The 17,361-nt window shown below is 64.2% G+C and carries 22 protein-coding genes; 17 read left to right on the top strand and 5 right to left on the bottom strand.

Annotated features, from left to right (window positions below; all coding sequences use genetic code 11):
* Positions 1–3 precede the first annotated feature (3 nt).
* The 8 genes from PO883_RS22595 to PO883_RS22560 all read left to right on the top strand — a co-directional run bounded on the left by PO883_RS22595 (position 4) and on the right by PO883_RS22560 (position 6,942).
* On the top strand, positions 4–1,509 hold the full coding sequence (locus PO883_RS22595) for an NADH-quinone oxidoreductase subunit M (RefSeq protein ID WP_289311751.1): 1,506 nt from the start codon (positions 4–6) through the stop codon (positions 1,507–1,509).
* 8 nt (positions 1,510–1,517) lie between these two features.
* Positions 1,518–3,035 carry an NADH-quinone oxidoreductase subunit NuoN gene (gene nuoN, locus PO883_RS22590; protein ID WP_289311750.1) on the top strand — a complete coding sequence of 506 codons (1,518 nt, stop codon included), beginning with the start codon at positions 1,518–1,520 and terminating at the stop codon, positions 3,033–3,035.
* Positions 3,035–3,358, top strand: coding sequence for a DUF2818 family protein (locus PO883_RS22585; RefSeq protein WP_289311749.1), 324 nt, complete (start codon positions 3,035–3,037; stop codon positions 3,356–3,358). The genes nuoN and PO883_RS22585 overlap by 1 nt, the downstream gene beginning before the upstream one ends.
* 16 nt (positions 3,359–3,374) lie before the next feature.
* Entirely contained in the window at positions 3,375–3,947 is a 573-nt protein-coding gene (locus PO883_RS22580; protein WP_289311748.1) for an NUDIX domain-containing protein, read from the top strand.
* Positions 3,948–3,953: 6 nt separating this feature from the next.
* On the top strand, positions 3,954–4,640 hold the full coding sequence (locus PO883_RS22575; protein WP_289311747.1) for a hypothetical protein: 687 nt from the start codon (positions 3,954–3,956) through the stop codon (positions 4,638–4,640).
* Between the two features lie 8 nt (positions 4,641–4,648).
* Positions 4,649–5,335, top strand: a complete 687-nt coding sequence (gene ispD, locus PO883_RS22570) for a 2-C-methyl-D-erythritol 4-phosphate cytidylyltransferase (protein ID WP_289311746.1) — start codon at positions 4,649–4,651, stop codon at positions 5,333–5,335.
* An 18-nt stretch (positions 5,336–5,353) separates the two neighbouring features.
* A complete protein-coding gene (gene ispF / locus PO883_RS22565) occupies positions 5,354–5,869 on the top strand; it encodes a 2-C-methyl-D-erythritol 2,4-cyclodiphosphate synthase (RefSeq protein ID WP_289311745.1) in 516 nt (171 codons plus the stop codon).
* Positions 5,870–5,991: 122 nt separating this feature from the next.
* On the top strand, positions 5,992–6,942 hold the full coding sequence (locus tag PO883_RS22560; protein WP_289311744.1) for a hypothetical protein: 951 nt from the start codon (positions 5,992–5,994) through the stop codon (positions 6,940–6,942).
* Here the strand turns inward: PO883_RS22560 and PO883_RS22555 are convergent.
* Complete coding sequence (locus PO883_RS22555) at positions 6,929–7,462, bottom strand: PaaI family thioesterase (RefSeq protein WP_289311743.1); 534 nt, start codon at positions 7,460–7,462, stop codon at positions 6,929–6,931. The two genes, PO883_RS22560 and PO883_RS22555, sit on opposite strands and share 14 nt — an antisense overlap.
* Before the next feature lie 112 nt (positions 7,463–7,574).
* Between PO883_RS22555 and PO883_RS22550 the strand changes: the two genes are divergently transcribed.
* Genes PO883_RS22550 through PO883_RS22535 form a run of 4 tightly spaced genes read left to right on the top strand, consistent with a single transcriptional unit; the run spans position 7,575 to position 9,916 of the window.
* Positions 7,575–8,039, top strand: coding sequence for a MarR family winged helix-turn-helix transcriptional regulator (locus tag PO883_RS22550; protein ID WP_289311742.1), 465 nt, complete (start codon positions 7,575–7,577; stop codon positions 8,037–8,039).
* On the top strand, positions 8,023–9,282 hold the full coding sequence (locus PO883_RS22545) for an MFS transporter (protein WP_289311741.1): 1,260 nt from the start codon (positions 8,023–8,025) through the stop codon (positions 9,280–9,282). Before PO883_RS22550 ends, PO883_RS22545 begins: the two co-directional genes overlap by 17 nt.
* 2 nt (positions 9,283–9,284) lie before the next feature.
* A complete protein-coding gene (locus tag PO883_RS22540; RefSeq protein WP_167085046.1) occupies positions 9,285–9,593 on the top strand; it encodes a hypothetical protein in 309 nt (102 codons plus the stop codon).
* Between the two features lie 2 nt (positions 9,594–9,595).
* Entirely contained in the window at positions 9,596–9,916 is a 321-nt protein-coding gene (locus PO883_RS22535; protein WP_289311740.1) for a hypothetical protein, read from the top strand.
* Between the two features lie 41 nt (positions 9,917–9,957).
* On the opposite strand, the gene PO883_RS22530 is transcribed toward PO883_RS22535, so the two are convergent.
* Both PO883_RS22530 and PO883_RS22525 read right to left on the bottom strand, forming a co-directional pair.
* Positions 9,958–10,410 carry a hypothetical protein gene (locus PO883_RS22530; RefSeq protein WP_289311739.1) on the bottom strand — a complete coding sequence of 151 codons (453 nt, stop codon included), beginning with the start codon at positions 10,408–10,410 and terminating at the stop codon, positions 9,958–9,960.
* A 59-nt stretch (positions 10,411–10,469) separates the two neighbouring features.
* Complete coding sequence (locus PO883_RS22525) at positions 10,470–11,384, bottom strand: LysR family transcriptional regulator (RefSeq protein ID WP_289311738.1); 915 nt, start codon at positions 11,382–11,384, stop codon at positions 10,470–10,472.
* Between the two features lie 202 nt (positions 11,385–11,586).
* On the opposite strand from PO883_RS22525, the gene PO883_RS22520 reads away from it, so the two are divergent.
* The 4 genes from PO883_RS22520 to PO883_RS22505 all read left to right on the top strand — a co-directional run bounded on the left by PO883_RS22520 (position 11,587) and on the right by PO883_RS22505 (position 14,200).
* Positions 11,587–12,225, top strand: coding sequence for an NAD(P)-dependent oxidoreductase (locus tag PO883_RS22520; protein WP_289311737.1), 639 nt, complete (start codon positions 11,587–11,589; stop codon positions 12,223–12,225).
* 109 nt (positions 12,226–12,334) lie between these two features.
* Complete coding sequence (locus PO883_RS22515; RefSeq protein ID WP_289311736.1) at positions 12,335–12,886, top strand: NADPH-dependent FMN reductase; 552 nt, start codon at positions 12,335–12,337, stop codon at positions 12,884–12,886.
* A 15-nt stretch (positions 12,887–12,901) separates the two neighbouring features.
* Complete coding sequence (locus tag PO883_RS22510) at positions 12,902–13,312, top strand: VOC family protein (protein WP_167085035.1); 411 nt, start codon at positions 12,902–12,904, stop codon at positions 13,310–13,312.
* Positions 13,313–13,324: 12 nt separating this feature from the next.
* Positions 13,325–14,200 (top strand): ion transporter, encoded by an 876-nt coding sequence (locus PO883_RS22505; RefSeq protein ID WP_289311735.1) that lies wholly within the window; start codon positions 13,325–13,327, stop codon positions 14,198–14,200.
* Between the two features lie 91 nt (positions 14,201–14,291).
* Here PO883_RS22505 and PO883_RS22500 read toward each other — a convergent pair whose 3' ends face one another.
* Positions 14,292–15,020 (bottom strand): hypothetical protein, encoded by a 729-nt coding sequence (locus PO883_RS22500; RefSeq protein ID WP_289311734.1) that lies wholly within the window; start codon positions 15,018–15,020, stop codon positions 14,292–14,294.
* 393 nt (positions 15,021–15,413) lie between these two features.
* Here PO883_RS22500 and phaP point away from each other — a divergent pair, with 393 nt between their 5' ends.
* The gene (phaP, locus tag PO883_RS22495; RefSeq protein ID WP_167085029.1) at positions 15,414–16,088 is read left to right on the top strand and encodes a TIGR01841 family phasin; all 675 of its coding nucleotides are present in this window, start codon (positions 15,414–15,416) and stop codon (positions 16,086–16,088) included.
* Positions 16,089–16,137: 49 nt separating this feature from the next.
* Here the strand turns inward: phaP and PO883_RS22490 are convergent, their stop codons facing one another.
* Positions 16,138–17,346: an acyltransferase family protein gene (locus tag PO883_RS22490; protein ID WP_289311733.1), complete on the bottom strand. Its 1,209-nt coding sequence runs from the start codon at positions 17,344–17,346 to the stop codon at positions 16,138–16,140.
* Positions 17,347–17,361: the final 15 nt, after the last annotated feature.

Below are 17,361 nucleotides of genomic sequence, written 5' to 3'. Positions count from 1 at the left end.
AACATGATGCAGTCTACGATTTCTAACTTCCCTCCGTATCTGAGCCTGGCGATCTGGCTCCCGATCGTCCTTGGCGCGGCCATTCTTGCGATAGGCCGCGACGACAAGCCGGGCATGACCCGGTGGATGGCGCTGATCGCCTCCATCGCCAGCTTCCTGGTGACGCTGCCGCTGCTCCAGCACTTCGATAACGCCGCGCACGGCATGCAGTTCGTCGAAAGCACGCCGTGGATCGGCCGCTTCAACATCATGTACTCGCTGGCGATCGACGGCCTGTCGCTGTGGTTCGTGCCGCTGACGGCCTTCATCACCGTGATCGTCGTGATCTCGGCTTGGGAAGTGATCGAAAAGCGCGTGGCCCAGTACATGGGTTCCTTCCTGATCCTGTCGGGCCTGATGATCGGCGTGTTCTGCGCCATGGACGGCTTGCTGTTCTACTTCTTCTTCGAAGCGACCCTGATCCCGATGTTCATCATCATCGGCGTGTTCGGTGGCGAGAACCGTGTGTACGCGTCGTTCAAGTTCTTCCTGTACACCTTCCTCGGTTCGCTGTTGACGCTGGTCGCCATCATCTACCTGTACAACGTCTCGGGCGGCAGCTTCGACATCCTGACGTGGCACAAACTGCCGCTGACGATGAAAGAGCAGATCTTCATCTTCCTGGCCTTCCTGATGGCGTTTGCCGTCAAGGTGCCGATGTTCCCGGTCCACACCTGGCTGCCGGACGTCCACGTCGAAGCGCCAACAGGCGGTTCGGCCGTGCTGGCCGCGATCATGCTCAAACTGGGCGCGTACGGCTTCCTGCGTTTTTCGCTGCCGATCACCCCTGACGCATCGCACTACATGGGTGGCTTCATCATCACCCTGTCGCTGATCGCCGTGATCTACATCGGCCTGGTGGCGCTGGTCCAGAAGGACATGAAAAAACTGGTCGCCTATTCGTCGATCGCGCACATGGGTTTCGTGACCCTGGGCTTTTTCATGTTCAACCAGATGTCGGTCTCGGGCGGCATCGTGCAAATGATCTCGCACGGCTTCATTTCGGGCGCCATGTTCCTGTGCATCGGCGTGCTGTACGACCGCATGCACTCGCGCCAGATCGCCGACTACGGAGGGGTGGTCAACCGCATGCCGAAGTTCGCCGCCTTTATCGTGCTGTTCTCGATGGCGAACTGCGGCCTGCCTGCGACCTCCGGTTTCGTGGGCGAGTTCATGGTCATCCTGGGCGCCGTCGAATTCAATTTCTGGATCGGCATGCTGGCGGCGACCGCCCTGATCTTCGGCGCGGCTTACTCGCTGTGGATGGTCAAGCGCGTTGTCTTCGGCGCTGTCGCCAACAAGCACGTCGCCGAACTGACGGACCTGAACACGCGCGAATTCGTCATGCTCGGCACCCTGGCCATCGCCGTGATCGCCATGGGCCTGTACCCGGCGCCGTTCACCGACACGATGCAAACCTCGGTCGCGGACCTGCTCCAGCATGTCTCCGTGTCGAAACTGCCGCAATAAAGAAGACTATGATCCAGACTACGAATCCCAACCTGATCCCGGTTTACGCCGAAATCTTCCTGCTGGTCGCCGCTTCGGCGATCCTCTTGATCGACATGTACCTCAAGGATGGCAAGCGCGTCCTGACCTACTGGCTGTCGCTGGCGACACTGGTCGGCTGCGCCGCCCTGACGTACTCGGACTATGCGGCCGGCACCACGGTCTACACGTTCCATAACATGTTCGTGTCGGACCCGATGGCGAACCTGCTCAAGCTGTTCACCTACCTGGCCATCGGCATCACGCTGGTCTACTCGCGCACCTATGCGACCGAGCGCGGCATGTTGTCCGGTAACCTGGGCGGCGAATTCTATGTGCTCGCGCTGTTCTCGATGCTCGGCCAGATGATCATGATCTCCGGTAATAACATGCTGATCATTTACCTGGGCCTGGAACTGATGTCGCTGTCGCTGTACGCCCTGGTTGCGCTGCGCCGCGATCACGCCGTCTCGACCGAAGCGTCGATGAAGTACTTCATCCTCGGCGCGCTGGCGTCCGGCTTCCTGCTGTATGGTATTTCGATGCTGTACGGCGCCACCGGTTCGCTCGACATCAATGAAATCTCGAAGGCGGCGGCAGCGTCCACCGCCAACCTGAACATCCTGGTGTTCGGCCTGGTGTTCCTGGTGGCCGGCCTGGCGTTCAAGCTCGGCGTCGTCCCGTTCCACATGTGGGTGCCGGACGTGTACCAGGGCGCGCCGACCGCGGTGACCCTGCTGCTGGGCGGCGCGCCGAAACTGGCGGCGTTCGCGATCTGCATCCGCCTGCTGGTGGAAGGCTTGCTGCCGATGGCGATCGACTGGCAGCAGATGCTGATGGTCCTGGCCGTGCTGTCGCTGGCGATCGGTAACCTGACCGCGATTGCCCAGACCAACCTGAAACGGATGCTCGCCTATTCGACCATCGCGCAGATGGGCTTCGTGCTGCTGGGCCTGCTGGCCGGCGTGGTCGCCAATCCGCTCGACGCCAACGCGATTCCCGACGCCAGCAATGCCGCTTCCGCCTACAGCGCCGCCATGTACTACTCGATCACCTACGTGTTGACGACCCTCGGTACTTTTGGCCTGATCATGATGCTGGCCCGTACCGGCTTCGAAGCCGAGGAATTGAACGACTTCAAGGGCCTGGCCAAGCGCAGCCCATGGTTCGCGGCGGTCATGGCGATCCTGCTGTTCTCGCTGGCCGGCGTGCCACCGATGATGGGCTTCGCGGCCAAGTTCGCGGTGCTCGAAGCGGTGCTCTCGACCGGTGCCGTGTGGCTGACCGTGGTCGCGGTGATGTTCTCGCTGATCGGCGCGTTCTACTACCTGCGCGTGGTCAAGGTGATGTACTTTGACGAACCGCTTGATACCACCCCGATCGTTGCGCCGTTCGACATGCGCGCCGTGCTCTCGATGAACGGGATCGCGGCCGTGCTGCTGGGCGTGTTTGCCGGTCCGCTGCTGGCCGCTTGCCTGAACGCGATGACGAAGACTATCGGTTCCTGATGGACGTGTCGTTATCGAGCTGGCTGGCGATCGCCGTGGCACTGGCGGGGGCCAACCTGCCGTTCATGAATGAACGCTTGTTCGGCTTCATCCCGGTGGGCCACGCGACGCCGGAGCATGGTCCGGTCAAGGCCGGCTGGTGGCGCGTGCTGGAACTGGTGGTGCTGTATTTCGTCGTCGGTGGCGTCGCTTATCTGCTGGAAGCGCGCATCGGGAACGTCTTTGGCCAGGCCAAGGAGTTCTACATGATCACCGTGCCGCTGTTCGTGGTGCTGGCGTTTCCCGGTTTCGTCATGCGCTACCTGCGCAAGCGCCATCACTAATTCATTGGAGCCGCGCATGCAGCCGCACCTCACCACCGATCATCTGACCGAGCGCCGTATCGATGGCGAACTGGCCTACGAGGGCAGCTTCCTGAAGGTCTCGCGCGACCGGGTCAGCCTGCCCAACGGCGCCGTCGCCACCCGCGAATACATCCGCCATCCGGGCGCCGTGGTGATCTTGCCGCTGCTGGGCGATGGCCGGGTGCTGCTCGAACGCCAGTTCCGCTATCCGCTCGGGCGCGTCTTCATCGAATTCCCGGCCGGGAAAATCGATGCCGGCGAAGAGCCGCTGGCCTGCGCCAAGCGCGAGCTGCAGGAAGAAACCGGCTACACGGCAACCGACTGGCAATTCATCAGCACCATCCACAACGCCATCGCCTACTCGGACGAGCACCTTGAACTGTTCGTCGCGCGCGGCCTCACCGCCGGCGAGGCGCGCCTGGACGAGGGCGAGTTCCTGGAAACCTTCAGCGCCACCGTGCCCGAGCTGCTCGAGATGGTGCGCACTGGCCGGATCACGGACGTGAAGACCATCATCGGCGCCTTCTGGCTCGATAAACTCCTCGGCGGAAGCTGGCCGCCGGCTTGATCGGCCATGAAGATACTGGCGTTCGCGCTGGCCTTGTCCTGCTCGCACGGCAGCTGGGCGGCGCGCACCGCCTTCCAGGCCCAGTGCGAGGATTCGATGGCCAAGCCGGTCTCGGTCCTGCACTCGACGCCGAACGGCTACTCCATCAACAACACGGTTTCCTTCCACGGCCTGAGCGCCATGAAGCCGGGGGCGCCGGGTACCTTCGTGCTGGGCCTGACCAAGACCGAGTCGCGCTCCACGATCTCGCTCAAGACCCCGACCTTGATCGACCCGGTCAGCGGCTACGAATGCGTGGCGCCGCAGATCACCGTCTCGCTGCTGTACAGCCCGGTCGTGGTGTATGTCGGACGCGAATTTCGCCCGGGTTCTTGTGCATATCAGGAGATTCTTGCGCATGAGATGCGCCACCTCAAGACCTATCTCGACCATTTGCCGAAAGTGGAAGTAACGGTGCGCGCGGCACTGGCCCGGCGCTTCAACGACAAACCCCTGTACGCGCCGCGCGGCCAGGCCATGGCCTTGTTGCAGCAGAAACTCAATACCGGCTGGGCACCGTATATACAAAAAGAGATGGCCAAAGTAGACCCGCTACAAGCCGCCATCGACACGCCGCAAGAGTATGCGCGCCTGAGCAAAGTTTGCGCAGGTGAGGTACAGTCCATTGTGAGACCGGCTAACCGAGACAGATGAAGACAGCCATGAAGCAGATCGCACCGCGCTATATTGCCCTGATCCCCGCCGCCGGCGTCGGCGCGCGCATGGCATCGAGCAGTCCCAAGCAATACCTGCCGATCGGCGCCAAGCCGATGCTGCGCCACACGCTCGACGCCTTCGTGTCGAGCCCCCTGATCGCCCATACCTACGTCGTGGTCAGCGCGCACGACGCGTATATCGACGCCATCGTGCCGTCCGGCGCAGCCACCGTGCTGCGCTGCGGCGGCGCCAGTCGCATGGAGTCGGTCCGCAACGCCCTGCGGGCGCTGGAAGGCGAGCTGCACGCGCATGACTGGGTGCTGGTGCACGACGCGGCGCGGCCGGGACTGGACGCCGCCCTGATCGCCAGGCTGATCGACGCGGTCGGCGACGATCCGGTCGGCGGCTTGCTGGCCTTGCCCGTAGTCGACACCGTCAAGCGCGGCGGCGCCCACGTCAGCACCGTCGCGCGCGACGGCCTGTGGCTGGCGCAGACCCCGCAAATGTTTCGCTACAAGCTGCTGTGCGATGCACTGGCGGCGGCCACCGACGCCAGCGTCATTACCGATGACGCCAGTGCGGTCGAGGCCCTGGGCTTGTCGCCCAAGCTGGTCGAAGGACATCCCCGTAATTTAAAAGTGACGCTGCCGGCGGACATCCGGATCGCCGAGATGTACCTGGCCGCGCCTTAACCTGAAATGAGTGAGACCATGACACTGGCATCCTACAATCCCACCCCGCCGTTCCGTGTCGGAACCGGCTACGACTGCCACGCCCTCGTCGAGGGCCGCAAACTGATTATCGGCGGGGTTGCAATCCCGCACCGCATGGGCCTGTTGGGCCATTCGGACGCCGACGTCCTGCTGCATGCGATCATCGATGCGATGCTCGGCGCGGCCGGCCTGGGTGACATCGGCAAGCATTTCCCTGACACCGATCCGATGTTCGCCGGCGCCGATTCGCGCACCCTGCTGCGCGAAGTGGCGCACCGCGTGGTCGCCACCGGCTACACCATCGGCAACATCGATGCGACCATCATCGCCCAGGCGCCGAAAATGGCGCCGCATATTGCGCAGATGGTGTCGCGCATCGCCGAAGACATCGGCGTGTCGCCCCAGCAGGTCAACATCAAGGCCAAGACCAACGAAAAACTGGGTTACCTGGGACGGGAAGAGGGCATGGCCGCCGAGGCGATCTGCCTGCTGATCAAGTCCGCCTCCGCGTAAGCATCGGCGGCAAGGCCCGCCGGGACGGCGACCGGGAACCTTGATCGCCGTCATGCGGGCCTGAAAACGCGGTCCCTACACTTGAACTTGATTCAACAAGTTCAACCATGGGGAGAAAGATCATGAAATCCGCACTATCGGCCCTCGCCACCGCCCTGGCGTTGGCCAGCGGCCCGGCGCTGCCGCAGGCATACGTCAACACCACCCAGCAGGGAAGCGGCAACAAGAGCTTGGTCGAGCAGCGCGAGAGCAACGACGATGCCCAGGTGGACGTGACGCAAATCGGCACCGGCAACGTCATCGGCGACCCGGCCATGGGTGACAGTGGCATTGTCCAGATCGCCACTGTGGCGCGTGTGCATGTTCGTCAGGATGGCAGGGCGAACCACGCCAACATCCTGCAGGACCATACGGACCGCAGCGACAACAAGCTGCTCCAGGCCGGCCAGGATAATGTGGCCCTGTTCAGGCAGGACAATGTGAACAGTTCAAGCCTGACCCTCGAACAGCGCGGCAGCGCCAACGTCACTTCCATCAACCAGAAGGACATTCCCACCTTCTCGGTGCGCGCGCGCCAGACCGGTGCGGCTAACCGGATCGTGGTGCAACATTACTTTTCGGGATACGGCGGACCGGACATCGAGCAGGCCGGCATCGCCAACAAGGTACTCATCGACCTGTCCGATGCCGCCTACTCCTTCGTCCGGGTCGACCAGGCCGGCGCGCTGAACGACGCCTCGGTGCGCCAGAACGGCACCACCTTCACGGTAGACCAATCGATCGTGCAACGGGGCGAGCGCAACGTCGCCCGTGCCGATGAAAGCGGGCAGGTCAATGGCTCGACCATCGTCCAGACCGGGAACGAGAACCTTGCCTCGGCGACGTCGACCTTGAACGGCAGCGTCTCGGAGATCATCCAGACCGGCAGCGACAACCGCGCCAGCGCGCTGCAGAATGGCGCGCTCTCCTGGACGACAGGCAACTTCTCGCGCATCAGGCAAACCGGCAACGCCTTCAGCGCCAGCGTGCTGCAAGACGGCAGCGGCAACCTGTCCCTCATCAGCCAGCGCTGATATCGAATACCAGGCAGGTTGTCGTCGCAAATGCGTACAGCTTGCCGTTCGCATCGGTGATGCGCGCTTCGGCAACGCCGACCTGGCCCCCCACGCTGACCACCGTCGCCTCGGCCCGCACCGGCCCGGTCGTATCGGTCATCGCGCGGATATGGTTCACCTTCAGCTCCAGGGTCGTGTATCCCTTGCCGGCCGGGAGCATTGTGTGGATCGCGCAGCCGAGCGCGGTGTCGAGCATGGTCGCCGCGTAGCCGCCGTGCACCACGCCGCTCGGGTTGTAGTGCGCCCGCTCCGGGGTTCCCTGGAATACCGTGCGGCCGGGCTCCACCGACATCGGCAGGATCCCCATCAAGTGCGCGATCGGCGCCGGGGGCAGGGCGCCGCTGCCGATGCCATCCAAAAATTCCATGCCGCTGCTGCTACGCAAGGTGGCGCGGTCCGCCACGCCCGGCGCGGCCAGTCTGGCGCGCATTGCAGCGGCCTCGTCCAGCCATTGCTGGCGTTTGTCTTGCTGTTCCATGATCATCCTTTTGCTTGATGGTTAAAAAGCCGGGAGATGCGCACACGGTTCGTGAATTGTAATATACTTCAAACAATCAGTGTACCTGCACCTATTTCCGCAACGCCACAATATGACCGATCCGATTGAAAAACCGCTGGGCTGTACCTGCTTCAAGCTGCGCAAGCTCACGCGCGCCATGTCGCGCGTGTACGACCACCATATGGCCGCCGTGGGCCTGAAGACCACCCAGTACAGCGTGCTGGCCAACGTCGCGCGCGAGGCGTTGCCGGTGGCCGAGCTGGCCGAACGCCTGGGCATGGAACGCACCACGCTCACGCGCAACCTCAAGCCGCTGATGGACGCCGGCTGGGTCGTCGCGCGCCCCGGTGCCGACAGCCGCCAGCGCATCGTCACCATCACCATGTCCGGGCAGCAAAAACTCGCCGCCTCCTACCCGGTGTGGTGCGGCGCCCAGCACGCATTCGAACAACTGGTCGGGCGCGAGGCCGTGCGCGCCCTGCACGCCCAGCTGGAAAGCACGCTTACCCAACTCACTCCACTGATCGAGGACCTGCCCCATGCCCACCCAGAATGAGATGACGCCGCGCGCCGCGTGGCTGCTGATCCTCGCCGCCTCGGCGATACTGATGATCACGATGGGCGCGCGCCTGACCACCGGCCTGTTTCTCTCGCCGATTAACACCTCGACCGGGCTGGGCGTGGCCTCGATCAGCTTCGCCATGGCGATCGGCCAGTTCGTGTGGGGCGCGGCGCAGCCGGTGTTCGGCGCGGTGGCCGACAAATGGGGCTCGGCCAAGGTCATCATCCTCGGCGCCTTCATGCTCGCGGCGGGCATGGCGCTAACGCCATTCGTGTCTTCGCAGTGGGGCCTGATGCTGACCATGGGCGTGTTGACGGCGGCGGGGGCGGGCGCGGGCAGCTTCTCGATCCTGATCGGCGCTACCGCGCAGCGCTTGCCGGCCGCGCGCCGGCCGTTCGCGGCGGGCTTCATCAACGCCGGCGGCTCGTTCGGCCAGTTCGTGTTCGCGCCGCTGATGCAGGCGATCATCAACAGCGCCGGCTGGATCGCGGCGATGCTGACCATGGCGGCCACCACCCTGCTCACCATTCCCCTGGCCTGGCCGCTGCGCAAGGGCGCCGGGCTGGCCAAGCCCGATCCCGCTATCGCGGCGCCGCCCAAGCCGCTTGATGCACCCGGCATCGGCCTGGGCGCGCAGATCAAGATCGCGCTGCGCGACCGCAGCTACCTGTGCCTGCACGCCGGCTTTTTCACCTGCGGCTTTCACATCGCCTTCCTGGTCACGCACCTGCCGGGCGAGGTGGGCCTGTGCGGCCTGCCGGCGGGCGTGTCGGCCAATGCGCTTGCGCTGATCGGCTTGTTCAACATCGCCGGCAGCCTGACCGCCGGCGCGCTGTCGACCCGCTACCGCATGAAGTCCCTGCTGGCCCTGATGTACGCCAGCCGCGCCGTGATCGTCATCGCCTTCCTGCTGGCGCCCAAGACCGCCATGACCTTCTACCTGTTCGCCGGCGCGCTCGGTTTCACCTGGCTGGCGACGGTGCCGCCCACGGCGGGCCTGGTCGGCAAACTGTTCGGCATGCGCTACCTGTCGACGCTGTTCGGCTTGACGCTGCTGTCGCACCAGGTGGGCGGCTTCTTCGGCGCGTGGCTCGGCGGGCTCTCGTTCGTGGCCTATGGCGACTTTACCTGGATGTGGTACGCCGACATCGTGCTCGCCCTGGCCGCGGCCCTCATCAACCTGCCGATCCGCGAAGCGCATGTCGTTCGCGCACCGGCGCTGGCAGTGAAGGCATAAGCATGGCACGCGATACCTGGGCTTACCGCGACGTGGCGGTCGAATCGTTCGTCGATGCGCGCAGCGGCGCCTTGCGCGTCCGCCCGATGGCGGGGCAAGCCTTTGCCCCCAGCCTGCGCGTGCAGTGCGCGCGGGCGCTGGTGGACCCGGCGCTCCATCCGCCCGGCACCCGCTTCCTGCTGTCGGCCAAATTAACCGATCGCCTGGGCGGCACGCCGTTTTTGTATGCGTGGCATGGCGATCCGGTGGTCGTCCTGAGCGCCGCGCAGGCGAAGAAATTTCTGGCCGAGTTCCGGCGTGGCAGGATTTAGCGGTGGATTTGCTCGAACAATTGGCGGCGCTGGCAGACGATGTCGATCGCTACCACGGCACTGACTTCGGCAGCGAGGACGAGGGCGAGCGCGCCAACCGCCGCCTCAAGCTGCGCATGCGCGACCTGATCGTCGCGGCGCACGAGGCGGCGCAGGCGCGGGTGCTGGAACAGGCGCTCGATCTGCTGTGCGGGAACACCGGCTGCGCCGAAGATCACGCGATCTTCCTTGAGATTGGCGCGCAGCTGGCAGGCCGCGGCATCGTCGACGAAGCGCGCATGACGGCGTGCCTGCGCAACGCCCCCGTCAACCGCTGGCTGTAAGGCCCCGGTTCATTCGATGCAGCCGCCGGGGTTTTGCCGTCTTACGGCGCCAGGCCTTTCAAGTGCTCCTGAAATTCCCCGACGGTTTTATCGATGACGATGTCATCGCCAAAATAGGAATTCGCCATTCCCAGACTGAGCAGCCGAATCTCCAGTGCGGAGGGGTTCTTGTAATCGAACTTCAGATTGTAGTTTTTCCCGCTATCGACCGTGGCGACGATGACGACAGGCCGCTCCCGCCCCTCGCTGACCATCGCGTCGGATAAATCCTCCGCCAGCTTCTCCAGCGTGGTCTGATAGGTCATTTCCAGTTGTGCCATGCCCTGGAAGTAATTCAAATCCCTGTCTTTTCGATACAGCCATTCGGAGCTGGTCGTCCCTCCGCCAGGCCTGGCGAAGCGGAAATAGGTGGCATCCCAATCGAGCCTGGTCAAGGCCATGAATTCCAGCAGTACGCCGGTCATTTCCCGCACTACTTCATCTTTTTTAGTCATGCCGCTGGTCCCCCTGTAAACACCTCGAAGATCATACCGCACGATGGGCTCCCCGATCGTCAAGGCGTCGCCGCGCGCAGCAGATAGTCCCGATAAAAGTCGATGAAGGCGCGCACCCGCGCCGGCGCCTGGCGTCCCGGCGGCAGCACGGCATACATGCCGCCGCGCGGCAGCGACCATTGCGGCAGCAGTTCGACCACGGCGCCGGCCTTCAGGCCCGCGGCCAGCGTTTGCCCCTCCAGCACCGAGATCCCGGCGCCTTGCTCGATCAGCGCCAGCAAGGCGGCGGGCGAATCGACCTGCATGCGCGAATTGGTCTGCACCACGGTCTCGGCGCCATCGGCTCCGGTGAACGTCCAGGTGTGCGGGGTGCGCATCAGCGACAGCGCCACCCAGTCGTGCCGCACCAGGTCCTGCGGCGTGGCCGGATAACCGCGCTGGCGCAGATACGATGGCGCCGCCACCACATGCTGCGAGAATTCCCCGAGCTTGATGGCGCGCTGGGTCGAGTCGCGCAGCCAGCCCATGCGAAACGACAGGTCGATGCCTTCGGCGATCATGTCGACTACTTTGTCGGCGGTGCGCAGGTCGACCGTGAGGCGCGGATGCAGCGCCATGAACTGCACCAGCGCCGGACCGATGGCGTGCGCCACCTGCAGCGCCGTGGTGGAGATGCGCAGCATGCCGGACAGTTCGCCCTGGTCGCTGCCGGCCTGCGCCAGCGCGTCGGACAGGGCGCGCAGCAGCGGCTGGCATTGCGCGTGCAGCGCGCGCCCGGCGTCGGTGGGCGCCACCTGGCGCGTGGTGCGGGTGAACAGCGACACGCCCAGCTGGCGCTCCAGGCGCGCTATTTGCACGCTGATCCTGGCCTTGGCCACGCCCAGCCGGTCGGCTGCGGCGGTAAAACTGCCCGCCTCGGCAACGGCATCGAAGATGGTCAGGCTGTTCAGGTCGATCTGGTCGAGAGGCGTCATCTGGATTGATAAGGAATTGGAATCAATCCATTATCAACCATGCGAGTTGGGCGATCAATCGCCATCGGCGGCGTGCGCCGTTGTGCGTATGACTCCTTAATTGATTAGAATTGAGTAACAATGAATTTTTCCAACTGCTATTTATCGAATCAATGCTTGCTGTCATCATGCATCTCATCCAAACCACAGCAGGAGTCTCGCAATGAACATCGTACTGATCGGCGCCACCGGATTTATCGGCACAGCCTTGCTTAATGAAGCCCTCAATCGCGGCCATGCGGTCAGCGCGCTGTCGACCCGCCCGGACAAGCTGGCCCCGCGCGAGCGGCTCCAGGCGCGCGCAGTGGACGTGATGGATGTCGCCGCGCTGACCGCGCAGCTGGCCGGCGCCGATGCCGTGCTGTCGGCCTTCAGCGGCCATGCCCAGGGCGATGTGCAGGCTTACTATGTGAGCGGCGCGCGCAACATCATCGCCGCCGTCAAGGAAGCGCGCGTGCCGCGCCTGCTGATGGTCGGCGGTGCCGGTTCGCTGGAAGTGGCGCCCGGCGCGCAGCTGCTCGATTCGCCGGACTTTCCGGAGCAGTACCGCGCCAGTGCCGAAGGCGCGCGCCAGTCGCTCGCGCTGCTGCGCGCCGAGGCCTCGCTCGACTGGACCATGCTCAGTCCCGCCGCCATGATTTCGCCCGGCCAGCGCAGCGGGGTGTTCCGCCTGGGCGGCAATGCGCTGCTGCTTGACGCTGCTGGCAAGAGCGCCATTTCGGTGGAAGACTACGCCGTGGCCATGATCGATGAACTGGAAAAGCCGGCGCACAGCCGCCAGCGTTTCACCGTGGCTTACTAAGGTTGCCGTTCGAGGGGTGTTCAGGAAAGCGCGCGCGGTGCTGTGAAAATTGTTAAGATTTACAATTCACCCACCGCCGACCGAACGACCACCCCCCGAAAGGACCGACATGGCTTCTAGAAAAATCGCTGTCATCATTGGCAGCTTGCGCAAGGATTCATTCAACCGCAAGGTCGCCAGGACGCTGATGCTGCTGGCGCCGCCCACGCTCGACATGGAGATCGTCGAGATCGGCCAGCTGCCCCTGTACAACCAGGACGACGACGCCGCGCCGCCGCCGGTGTACACCGAGTTCCGCGACAAGCTCAAGGAATTCGACGGGGTCCTGTTCTGCACCCCGGAATACAACCGCTCGGTGCCCGCCGCGCTGAAAAACGCGATCGACGTCGGCTCGCGTCCCTATGGCCAGAGCGCGTGGGGCAGCAAACCGTGCGCCGTGGTCAGCGTCACGCCGGGCGCGCTCGGCGCATTCGGCGCCAACCATCACCTGCGCCAGTCGCTGGTGTTCCTGAACATGCCCGCCATGCAGCAGCCCGAAGCCTACCTGGCCAATATCGGCAGCCATTACGACGGCGACACGCTCACCAACGACAGCACCAAAGCCTTCCTGCAGAAGTTCGTCGACGCGTTCGCGGTCTGGGTCGAACGTCACGCCGACTAAGGCAAGGAGGCGGTCATGATACGCATACGTCACATCGACCATGTGGTCCTGCGGGTGGTGGACCTCGGCGCCATGACCACGTTCTACTGCCAGGTGCTTGGCTGTACGATCGAACGGCGCCAGGACGACATAGGCCTGGTGCAGCTGCGCGCTGGCGCTGCGCTGGTCGATCTGGTGCCGGTCGACGGTAAACTGGGACGCTCTGGCGGCGCGCCGCCCGGGCGCGAAGGGCGCAATATGGACCATCTGTGTTTTCGGGTGGAGCCCTTCGATGCCGGGTCGATCCGCACCCATCTGATTGCATGCGGCGTCACACCCGGCGCGGTCGAATCGCGTTACGGCGCCGAAGGAGAGGGGCCTTCGATCTACCTGGACGACCCCGAAGGCAACACGGTCGAGCTGAAAGGTCCGGCCTGGCCGGGCTGATCGCACACGACGATGACAGAACAAACCACGCCGGCGGCGGACATTGCGCCGCACACGCCGCCCGCTTTCGGCAAGCCGGACAGCGGCCTGCGCCGGCGCGTCTACACGATTATCTTTGAAGCCGATACCAGCGCCGGCCGCCATTTCGACGTGCTGCTGGTGGCCGTCATCCTGCTCAGTATCGCGGTCGTCATTCTCGACAGCGTGCCTTCGGTGGTGGGCCGGGTGGAGAAGCCGCTCAACGTGCTCGAGTGGACCTTCACGCTCCTGTTCACGGCTGAATACGTCGCGCGCCTGTGCTGCGTGCGTCATCCGTGGCGCTACGCGAGCAGCTTTTTCGGCGTGATCGACCTGGTATCGGTGCTGCCGACCTGGTTTGCGCTGCTGGTGCCGGAAGCGTCGGCCTTCCTCGACATCCGCATCCTGCGCCTGCTGCGCATCTTCCGCATCTTCAAGCTCACGCTGTACATCGACGAATACCTCCGGCTTGGGCGCGCCCTGCGCGCGAGCGGACGCAAGATCCTCATCTTCCTGTCGGTGGTGATGATGGCTGTGCTCATCCTGGGCACCGTGATGTACGTGGTCGAAGGCCCGAAAAACGGCTTTACCAGCATTCCGATGGCGATGTACTGGGCCACCGTGACCATGACCACGGTCGGCTATGGCGACCTGACCCCGCAGACCACCCTGGGACGGTTTATCGCCTCGTTCATGATGCTGCTGGGATGGGGGGTGCTGGCGGTGCCGACCGGGATCGTGACGGCGGAAATGACATCGCAGCGCATGAACTGGAAGCCCACTAACCGTACCTGCCCCTCGTGCCTGAGCGAAGGACACGATCCGGAAGCGAAGTATTGCAAGGATTGCGGAGAAGCCTTGTCCGCATAGAAAAACGGCCCCGCGAAGGAGGCCGTTGTTGCTGCAAGCGAGCGTTCCCGATGCGCCGCACCAAGCTGGCACGGTGCGCCGGGGCGATGGCTCACGCCGAGGTGCTGGCGGCGGGCACGTCCTTGCCGATCCAGTAATTGAACTGGCCGAAGGTGGGCAGCAGTTCGGCATCGCGGGCATCGAAGAAGTCCTGGATCATTTGCCGGTACGCGCCGCGCCGCGAGAACTCGGCATGGGTGGCGCTGTACCGCGCCACGGCCGCGTGAAAGGTGCGGCGGATGCCGTCGTCGGCATTGAGGCCCGGATGGCTGCCCGCTTTGCGCGGCCGGCCACGTTTGACGTTGGCGCTGGAGCCGCGCGTCTTGCCCGGCGCGCCGGAGTTCTTATAGTCCGGCAGCAGCGCATCCGGATGCTGGCCGCGCTCCCAAAAGCGGCGCAGATAGCGATAGATGGAAGGATGCGATACCCCGTGCAGCGCGCTTTGCGCCATCACCATGCGCCCGCGCTTGCGCGCCTGGTAGATCGCCGGTTGCTCGGCGACCAGGGCCTGCACCACGGTCCAGGCCCGGTCGCGCACCTGGCGGTGGCGCGCGGGCAGGGCTGCGCTGTCGCCGCTGGGCGCATGCGGGTCGGCCGGCAGCAGGCGCGCGCGCTGTTCGCGCAGGTCGGCGCTCAGGGCCGACAGCGCGGCCAGCTCGGGATGCGCACCTTTCGCGCCCAGTTCAAAGGTGTAAGCGGCGCTGGCGGCGCTGTCGATCCAGAGGATGCGGATCGTGCGCGCTTGCGCCGGGTAGTCGAGCAAGTCATTTTTCAGCAGCATGGCAGCGCTCCCTATGTCGAGTTGTTAGGGTGTCCATGCATGCAAGTTTCACGCCATGGCTGGGTTTGCTTGCCAGCGCCTGTGCCAGGCCGGCGTCGGAGCAGCATCGGCATGTTTTTGGTGCATTGCAGCACGAGTGCACCGTTTCAAGTCAGTACGGCGGCTGAGAACGTTGCCGACTTGAACACGTTTGATCTATATCAAACTCTGATCGCCCTTGTCCCCTAGTCTTGGGGCTCGTGCTGAAGAAGAATCTTGCAGAAGTTTTGATACGAGACAAGGAGTTCTCACACGCCTGCGCTGCGGCGGCGCGATAAGGGTCGCATATCAGGCCGCTTGTCCCCGATACAGCAACTTCGCTTACTAGAAACAATCACTTTTAACGAGGTCTACATGTTTCCATATTCACAATCCGTGACGCCTGCTGTGCGAAGCCACCTGGACGCACAAGTTTCTTTCCTCAACGATATGTCGAAATCGTTGTTCCATTCCTTCCAGCAGCTGTGCAATCTGAACATCCAACTGACCCAGACCTTGCTGGAAGAGACTGCCATCGGCAGCCAGCAACTGCTGACCGCCGACCGCCAGACCGACGTGATCAGTGCAGCCGTATCGCGCGCCCAGCCGGCCACGGAAAAACTGCGCGCCTATCAGCAGCACATTTCGCGCGTGGCGGCCGATGCGCAGGTCGAGCTGGCCCGCGTGACCGAGCAGCACGTGCAGGAAACCACCCGCACCGCGCGCGCCCTGGCTGACGAAGTGGCCCGCGTCGCGTCGGAAGAAACCGAGCGCAGCGTACGCACCCAGCAGGAGAACATGCGCAAGTTCAGCGATCCGTTCACGCAACATGGTGGCGCATGGCGCGGCAACGGCAGCACCGAAGTGCGCGGCAGCACCAGCATGCAGAGCGGCCAGAGCGGCAACGCCCAGGGCGGTTCGGCCGGCAGCAGCCAGAGCGACCAGCATGCCAGCATGCAGGGCAATAGCACTGGTGCTCCGTCGGCTGGCCAGGCTGGCAGCTCCGCGAGCGCGAAAACCGGTGGCGCCAGCGCCGGCAAGAATACGTAAGAATACGCACCGGGGCGCGTCCGACCGGCAAGGCGCCGGCCGGAATCAGTCACATCGTTGCCGGGGCGGGCTGCTTGCCCGCTTCGGTAACCGGATCTGCACGATTGCTGGAAGCGATGCCGAAAAGCGGCCCAAGCACGCGTGAGCGCCGCACGATGTCGACGACAGTAAAACTGAGGCACAAGGTCAGCACGATCAGCACCAGCGCTTCGAGCGGCGGTGCCAGCTTGGCCGGCTGGATGGCATGGGCGATCACGACGATCAGCGTCTGATGCACGATGTACACGGGGAACACCGCCTGCGCCAGATAGCGCCGGTTGGCGCTGTCGCAATTGAGGTGGCGGTGCGCAAATCCCAGCACGGCCACGATCGCGCTCCACGCAAACAGGCAATACACGATGCGTTGCGCGTGCATCAGCGGTATCTGTGCCTGCGCCGAGACCAGCTCATCCGGCAGCGCATAGTAAATGGTCAGTGCGGCCCAGCCGGCTGCCGCCATTCCCAGGCCGTGCCAGCGCAGCGCTTGCAGGCGCGGCCAGAACTGCGGCGTGCGCGCGAGCATGGCCCCGAGCAGGAACAGGAACAGATAGCTCGCATGGTTGAACCAGTCGTCCACCAGCGCATGCGTGGTCGGAAAGCGCGACAGCAGCGCCATGCGCGCGATGGCCAGTACCGCCACCGGCAGCACGATGATCTTCCATCCGGCCAGCAGCGCGCCGACGCGCACGGCCAGCCGGTCGACATGTTCGCCGAGCGCCATCACCAGGCCACCCAGCAGGAGCGTGTACACCCACAGGTAGGCCACGAACCACAGATGGTTCCAGGTCGGCATGATCAGGCAGTCGGTGCCCCGGCAGAATCCATGATAACGGCCGAGGTACAACTGCATGAAGTCGCCGTAGCCGCCCTGGTAGGCCACCTTTTCCACCACTTCAAAGTACGCCTGCGGCGGCACCACCACCAGCATGCCGAAGATGAGCGGCAGCAGCAGGCGCGCACTGCGCTGGCGCAGGAAACGGCCGGCGCCGGTCTTTACCAGCATCAGGCTCGATGCCACGCCGGACACCAGGAACAGCAATCCCAGGCGCCACGGCGACGACAGCAGCATCAGCGGCTCGATGGCATGGCTGGCGAAGGGACTTTTGACATGCCAGTCCCACGTCACGTAATACATGCCGACGTGGTAGAGGATCAATACAAAAAAAGCGAGAATGCGGACCCAGTCGAGGAACCAGAGCCGGTTGGGGGAGGAAGTCATGGCGCGCGCTTCGTG

Source organism: Massilia sp. DJPM01, from assembly GCF_030348125.1.
GTDB classification, from domain to species: domain Bacteria; phylum Pseudomonadota; class Gammaproteobacteria; order Burkholderiales; family Burkholderiaceae_D; genus Telluria_A; species Telluria_A frigida.
Note: the sequence above shows the minus strand (reverse complement) of the source record. Positions and strands in the feature narration are given on the sequence as shown.